The following is a 5,745-nucleotide window of genomic DNA, read 5'->3' on the forward strand; positions in this document are numbered from 1 at the left end:
AGCGGGCTTTCGGCGGTCGCGGCGCTGGCCATCGGCGCGGGGCTCGTGATGGCCGACTTCAAGACCCTCTCGGCGGTCCTGCGCGAGCACAAGGAGCTGGTGTCGGCCTGGCAGCCCGCGATGCCGCTCGGCTCGGCGCTGCGCTATGCCCGGCTGCGCTTGCGCACCCATGATCTGACGGCGGCGGCGCTCGGCACCGATGCGCGGAAGGGACCGCTCCTCGCGGCGGCGCCGAAGCCCGTGCTGACCGTCCTCGTGGTGGGCGAGACCGCGCGGGCGCAGAACTGGGGGCTGAACGGCTACGAGCGCGACACGACGCCCGAGCTGCGCGCCCGCGGCGTGGTGAATTTCTCCAACGTCGAGAGCTGCGGCACGGCCACCGCCGTGTCGATGCCCTGCATGTTCTCGAACCTCACGCGCAGGGGCTACAGCCACGAGAAGGGCCTCGCGCGCGAGAACCTGCTCGACGTGCTGGCCCATGCGGGTGTGGCGGTCGAATGGTGGGACAACAACACGGGCGACAAGGACATCGCGGCGCGCCTGCCCTCGGCGCGGGTGCCCGCGACGGTCGAAGCCTGCGGCGAGGGCGAATGCCCCGATGCGGCCTTCCTGCCGCTCCTCGACCGGACGCTCGCCAGCATGAAGGACGACACGGTGCTCGTGCTGCATCAGATCGGCAGCCACGGGCCCGCTTATCACCTGCGCTATCCCAAGGCTTTCGAGCGCTTCTCGCCCGCCTGTCAGAGCGCGGAATTCTCGCGCTGCACGGACGAGGAGATCCGCAACGCCTATGACAACAGTCTGGCCTTCACCGACCATATCCTGGCGGCGATGATCGACCGGATGGCCGCGCAGGACCGCGTGATCCCGGCGCTGGTCTATGTCTCGGACCATGGCGAGTCGCTGGGCGAGAACGGGCTCTATCTGCATGGGGCGCCGCGTTTCATGGCGCCGGACACGCAGACCCATGTGCCGATGGTGATGTGGCTCTCCGAGGCCTTCCGGTCCGCCCTGCATCTGGATGCGGGCTGCCTTCAGGCACAGGCGGCCGAGCCTGCGAGCCATGACAACCTGTTCCATTCGATGCTCGGGCTGATGGACATCCTCACCGAGGTGCGCGACACAGGTCTCGACCGTGTCTCGGCCTGCCGCGCTTCCGCTTCCTGAGGGCCCGCTCCATGACCGACCGCACCGATCTGCCCCGGCCCCCGCAGGCTCGGGGCGCCCGCCATCTCCTCGCCGCGGCCCGTCATTCGACGGCCGGCCTGCGGCGGCTGCTGCAGGAGACGGCCTTCCGGCACGAGCTGGCCGGCGGGGCCGCGGGGCTGGCGCTGCTGCTCGCCGGGCGCGCTACCCTTCCCGAAATCCTCGGGGCCGCGGTGCTCTTCCTGCTGCTGGTGGCGGCCGAGGCGCTGAACACGGCGATCGAGGTGGTGGTCGATCACCTCGCGCCCGGCTGGGCGGAATTCGCGCGCGATGCCAAGGATCTGGGCTCGCTCGCCGTGCTCTGCCTCATTCTGGCGAACGTGGCCTTCGTCGCCTACGCGATCCTCGGCTGAGGCGGGATCGCGCGCGCTTCGAAACCGTCAGGGCGGCCGGGGATCGGAGAGGCCAGCGCGAGGCGCCAGCCCGCGCCCCGGGTGATGCCCGCGGCGATGGCGAGGCCCAGCCCCGACCCTTCCTGCGTGCCGGTGCCCCGGGCAAAGCGCTGCGGGATGCGCGCGAGCAGGTCCGGCGCCAGCGCCGGCCCGCCGTTCGTCACCCGCAGCCCCTCCTGTCCCAGCGTCACCTCGACCGCGCCCTCGCCGTGCCGCAGCGCATTCTCGATCAGGTTCCGCGCGAGGATGGCGAAGGCGTCGGGATCCATCCGGGCCTCGAGCGCGCCGATCTCGTGGCGCAGCCGATGGCCCTCCGGCCCCTCGCGGGCCTCGTCGACCACGATTTCGAGGATCGGCGCCAGATCCTGCGGCGTCTCTGCCAGAACCGCGGCTCCCTCGGCGCGCGACAGGTCGAGGAGCTTGGCGGCCAATCGCGCAAGCCGCTTCAGCTCCTGCTCGAGGCGTTCTGCCCGCGGCCGCAGCGCCTCGGGCGCCTCGGCAATCAGCCGCTGGGCCTGAGCCAGCGCCGCGGCCATGGGCGTGCGGAGCTCATGCGCGGCATTCGCGGTAAAGCCGCGCTCGGCGGCGATGGCGCGCCCGAGCCGGGCCATCAGCCGGTCGACCGCGTCGCGGAGCGGCAAGAGCTCGACCTGCAACCCCTGCGTGGCCAGAGGCCTGAGGTCGGTCTCGTCGCGCCCCTGCACCTCGCGCGAGAGATCGCCCAGCCGCGCGAGAGAAGCCCGCGTGCGCCAGACCACGAGCGCCGGGATCAGCGGCAGCAGGAGCAGCATCGGCGCCACGAAGGCCACCAGCGTCTCGCGCACCGCCTCTCGCCGGTTCGAGAGCGGCTCGGCGATGGAGAGCGTCCAGCGTCCGCTGAGATCCGAGACGGCGTAGAAGCGGTGACGCCCGGCGGTGGAGAAGCCGGCCGGCACGGGCCGGGCGAAGGTCTCGGCCCGGGCGTCGGGCGACCAGAGCCGCACCGTCCCTTCCGCATCCCGCACCACCCAGGTGAGGTTTTCGCCATGCTCGCCCGCGCGGGCGATCCGGCGCGGCGCCGGGGCCGTGTCGTCGGGCCCGCCCGACAGCGCCAGCGGCAGCAGACGCTCGGCCGTCTCCTGAAGCGCGCTGTCGAAGGTCTCGTCCATCTCCTCGCGCACCACATAGGCGGCCGACAGGGTGGCCACCGTCCAGAGGAGGACGATCGCGCCCGACAGCCCCAGCGCGAGGTCGCGCCGCAGGCTGCGCGGTCGGCTCATTCCCGCCCCAGCCGGTAGCCCATGCCGCGCCGCGTCTCGATCCGGTCGCGCCCGAGCTTCTTGCGCAGGCGGCTGACATAGACCTCGATCGTGTTGCTTTCGACCTCGGCATCGAAGGCGTAGAGCGTTTCCTCGAGCTGGGTCTTCGAGACGACCGATCCCGGCCGCTTCACGAGCGCCTCGAAGATCGCCCATTCTCGCTGCGAGAGCGTCACCTCGCCCTCGGGCCCGTCGATCCGCCGGTCGGCGATGTCGATCTCCAGCGGTCCGAGCGCGAGGCGCGGGCTGGGATTGCCGGCATAGCGCCGCGAGACGGCACCGATCCGTGCGGACAGTTCGGAAAGGTCGAAGGGCTTGACCATGTAATCGTCGGCGCCGGCATTCAGCCCCGCGATCCGCTCCGTCACCCGGTCGCGCGCCGTGAGGATGATGACCGGCATGGTCTCCTTCCTCGCGCGGAGCCCGCGCAGGAAGTCGAGCCCGCTCCCGTCGGGGAGGTTCAGGTCGAGCAGCACCAGATCGTAGGACGTGGTCGCGACCGAGGCCCGGGCATCCTCGACGCCCGTCATCCAGTCTGCCGCGTGGCCCTCGGCGCTGATCTGGTCGCGGATGGCCCCGCCCAGGCCGGGGTCATCCTCGACGAGCAGGATACGCATCCCGTCCTCCTTCGCTCCGCCTAGGTGGGCCGAGGCGTTGCCTGCGTCAAGGGGAGGGGCACGTTCCGCCTGCGAAGGCGGTGCCGGCCCGCCGCTCCGGCCTCTCGCGGCAGGCAGGCCGGGCGCTGCGATGCCGCCGCGCCCGGCGGCACTGGAGCAACCGGCGCCTGTCGCGCAAGGGGGGAAGACCGGCCGCCCGGCGCTCAGGCCGGTCGCGCCCCTTTGGCCGTCGCGCGGGGGCTCACTCCTCGTGCCGGCCTGCGGTGGGGCGGTCGCGCTCGTAGCGATGGGCCAGCGGGAAGGGCGGCAACCAGCTTTCGCGCCGGATCGTCCAGAGCTCGTAGGTGGGTCGGAAGAGATCCGGGGCGTCGAGGGCGCCGAGGTTGATCTCGATCTCGTCCTCCGAGCGGCCGAAGAGCTGCGAGCCGCAGCGCGGGCAGAAGGCGCGGCCCTTGTAGTCCGAAGGCGTGCCCTCGACCGAGACGGCGGAGGACGGGAAGATCGCGGAGGCATGGAACAGCGCGCCATGCTGCTTCCGACAGTCGAGGCAGTGGCAGAGGCCCACGCGATAGGGCTGCCCTCGCGCAATGAAGCGCACCTCTCCGCAGCGGCAGCCGCCCGTGACCTGATCCATGTCGCTACCTCCCAGCGTCGGACGGAAGATAGAGCGGGGGCTCCGTCCTGCACAGAGGCAGACCGGCCGCCGGGGTGGCAGAGGGCGCCATGTGGCGATGCCGGTCGCGAGCGCGCCCGGAGGCGCCATCTCACCCTGCGGCGCGAGGGGCTCTGGTCAGGCGGCCGGCGCGGGTCTATAGGCGCGTCATGACAGACACGCTGCCGCCTTGCCCCGAATGTTCCTCGAGCTTCACCTATCAGGCTGATGCGCTTCTCGCCTGCCCGGAATGCGGGCACGAATGGTCGCCCGAGGCGACCGGCGCCGAGGCGCAGGTCCGCGACAGCGTAGGAAATCCGCTGGCCGACGGCGATACCGTCACGGTCATCAAGGACCTGAAGCTGAAGGGCTCCTCCTCGGTCATCAAGGTGGGCACCAAGGTGCGCGGCATCCGCCTCGTGGCGGGCGATCACGACATCGACTGCAAGATCCCCGGCATCGGCCAGATCGGACTGAAGTCGCAGTTCGTGAAGAAGGTCACGGACTGAGCCGGGCCTGGCCCGAACGAGACGGAAGGCTGCAACAAGCGCGATCCCTCGGCCCTCACCACGGCGCGCGGGGCGGTGCGAGCCGGGCGCGGTCGGGCAGGGTGAGAGGCGGAAGCCCGCCCGCGAAGGCCGCGGCAAAGGCCACCGCATCGGCTTCGACCGCCTGATGGTCGGCGAGATACCGGCGGGCGAAGCCGGTCACGCCCCATTCCCGATACTGGCCCACATGGCGCAGCTCGTGGACCCAGAGCGAGGCATTTGCCAAGGCGTCGCCCTCGTCGGCGAAGACCACCACCTCGCCCAGCGTGATCGCCGAGGCATTGCCGTGCAGGATCGCATTGCGCTGCAGCGACAGGTCGGTCCCGCCGCCCACCCGCCAGCGCACCAACTCGAGATCCTGGGCAGGCACATGGCCCGAGAGGCGCGCCCGGATCGCCTCGGGGATCGGCGCAGTGCCCTCGGCCAGCGCCTGACGCCGCGACTCCTCGATGGCGGCGGCCAGCATCGCCACCGCCTGCTGCTGGCCGAGGATCGCCAGCGCGCGCCCGTAGCTGTTGGCGGCGGTCAGCGGATCGGTCGCCGGCCCCTCGGCGGGGGCGGGCTGCGGCGCAAGCGCCAGAAGCAGGGCCAAGGGAAGGGCAAGGGCGCGCATCGGATGCTCCGGCTTGGGCATGGGCGAGGGCGGCCTGCGCCCGGCCCCCGACTGTCCGGGCAGGCGAGGGGGCTGTCAACGCCACCGCCCGGCCGCGCCGTCACGCTTGCGTGCGCGGCCCCTCCTGCGGCATCCGGGCGGGCCCGTCTGCGCGGGATCGACGGGGAGGCAGGTCGGCTGGCTTGAAGGAAAAGGCGCGGCCGGAGGTCCGGCCGCGCCCCGACGCCCCGCGGAGGGCGCAGCTCAGAATTCGCTGTCGTCGAAGCCCCCGTCGTCGAAGCCCATGTCCTCTTCCGGCTCCGGCTCGGGTTCGGCCGCCTCGGCCTCGCCCGCGAACATGCTGCCCACCGCATTGGCCAGCAGCACGCCGCCCGCCACGCCCATCGCGGTCTGCGCCGCACCGGCGAGGAAGCCGCCGC

The 5,745-nt window shown here is 72.0% G+C and carries 7 protein-coding genes and 1 pseudogene; 3 read left to right on the plus strand and 5 right to left on the minus strand.

Translation table 11 applies throughout. The features are described 5' to 3' along the window. Positions 1–1,167 (plus strand): phosphoethanolamine transferase (locus A9O63_RS17830; RefSeq protein ID WP_069333121.1); only part of this gene is annotated, 1,167 nt, incomplete at its 5' end. A gap of 11 nt (positions 1,168–1,178) precedes the next feature. Continuing rightward, entirely contained in the window at positions 1,179–1,559 is a 381-nt protein-coding gene (locus A9O63_RS17835) for a diacylglycerol kinase (protein ID WP_069333122.1), read from the plus strand. On the opposite strand, the gene A9O63_RS17840 is transcribed toward A9O63_RS17835, so the two are convergent. The 3 genes from A9O63_RS17840 to A9O63_RS17850 all read right to left on the minus strand — a co-directional run bounded on the left by A9O63_RS17840 (position 1,541) and on the right by A9O63_RS17850 (position 4,147). Beyond that, positions 1,541–2,857 (minus strand): histidine kinase dimerization/phospho-acceptor domain-containing protein, encoded by a 1,317-nt coding sequence (locus A9O63_RS17840; RefSeq protein ID WP_069333123.1) that lies wholly within the window; start codon positions 2,855–2,857, stop codon positions 1,541–1,543. The two genes, A9O63_RS17835 and A9O63_RS17840, sit on opposite strands and share 19 nt — an antisense overlap. Further along, positions 2,854–3,513 (minus strand): response regulator transcription factor, encoded by a 660-nt coding sequence (locus tag A9O63_RS17845; RefSeq protein WP_069333124.1) that lies wholly within the window; start codon positions 3,511–3,513, stop codon positions 2,854–2,856. The genes A9O63_RS17840 and A9O63_RS17845 overlap by 4 nt, the downstream gene beginning before the upstream one ends. Before the next feature lie 241 nt (positions 3,514–3,754). Beyond that, positions 3,755–4,147: a GFA family protein gene (locus tag A9O63_RS17850; protein ID WP_069333125.1), complete on the minus strand. Its 393-nt coding sequence runs from the start codon at positions 4,145–4,147 to the stop codon at positions 3,755–3,757. A 188-nt stretch (positions 4,148–4,335) separates the two neighbouring features. Between A9O63_RS17850 and A9O63_RS17855 the strand changes: the two genes are divergently transcribed. Then, positions 4,336–4,674, plus strand: a complete 339-nt coding sequence (locus A9O63_RS17855; protein WP_069333126.1) for a zinc ribbon domain-containing protein YjdM — start codon at positions 4,336–4,338, stop codon at positions 4,672–4,674. A 55-nt stretch (positions 4,675–4,729) separates the two neighbouring features. Here A9O63_RS17855 and A9O63_RS17860 read toward each other — a convergent pair whose 3' ends face one another. Both A9O63_RS17860 and A9O63_RS23670 read right to left on the minus strand, forming a co-directional pair. Continuing rightward, entirely contained in the window at positions 4,730–5,326 is a 597-nt protein-coding gene (locus A9O63_RS17860) for an eCIS core domain-containing protein (RefSeq protein ID WP_069333127.1), read from the minus strand. 243 nt (positions 5,327–5,569) lie between these two features. Continuing rightward, positions 5,570–5,745, minus strand: a pseudogene (locus A9O63_RS23670) (DUF2076 domain-containing protein); the annotation flags it as partial.

This window comes from Cereibacter johrii (genome assembly GCF_001720585.1).
Taxonomy (GTDB): Bacteria; Pseudomonadota; Alphaproteobacteria; order Rhodobacterales; family Rhodobacteraceae; genus Cereibacter_A; species Cereibacter_A johrii.

Coding starts and splice junctions, on each gene's coding strand:
- A9O63_RS17835 (WP_069333122.1), top strand. CDS start 1,179: ATGACCGACCGCACCGATCTGCCCCGGCCCCCGCAGGCTCGGGGCGCC.
- A9O63_RS17840 (WP_069333123.1), bottom strand. CDS start 2,857: ATGAGCCGACCGCGCAGCCTGCGGCGCGACCTCGCGCTGGGGCTGTCG.
- A9O63_RS17845 (WP_069333124.1), bottom strand. CDS start 3,513: ATGCGTATCCTGCTCGTCGAGGATGACCCCGGCCTGGGCGGGGCCATC.
- A9O63_RS17850 (WP_069333125.1), bottom strand. CDS start 4,147: ATGGATCAGGTCACGGGCGGCTGCCGCTGCGGAGAGGTGCGCTTCATT.
- A9O63_RS17855 (WP_069333126.1), top strand. CDS start 4,336: ATGACAGACACGCTGCCGCCTTGCCCCGAATGTTCCTCGAGCTTCACC.
- A9O63_RS17860 (WP_069333127.1), bottom strand. CDS start 5,326: ATGCGCGCCCTTGCCCTTCCCTTGGCCCTGCTTCTGGCGCTTGCGCCG.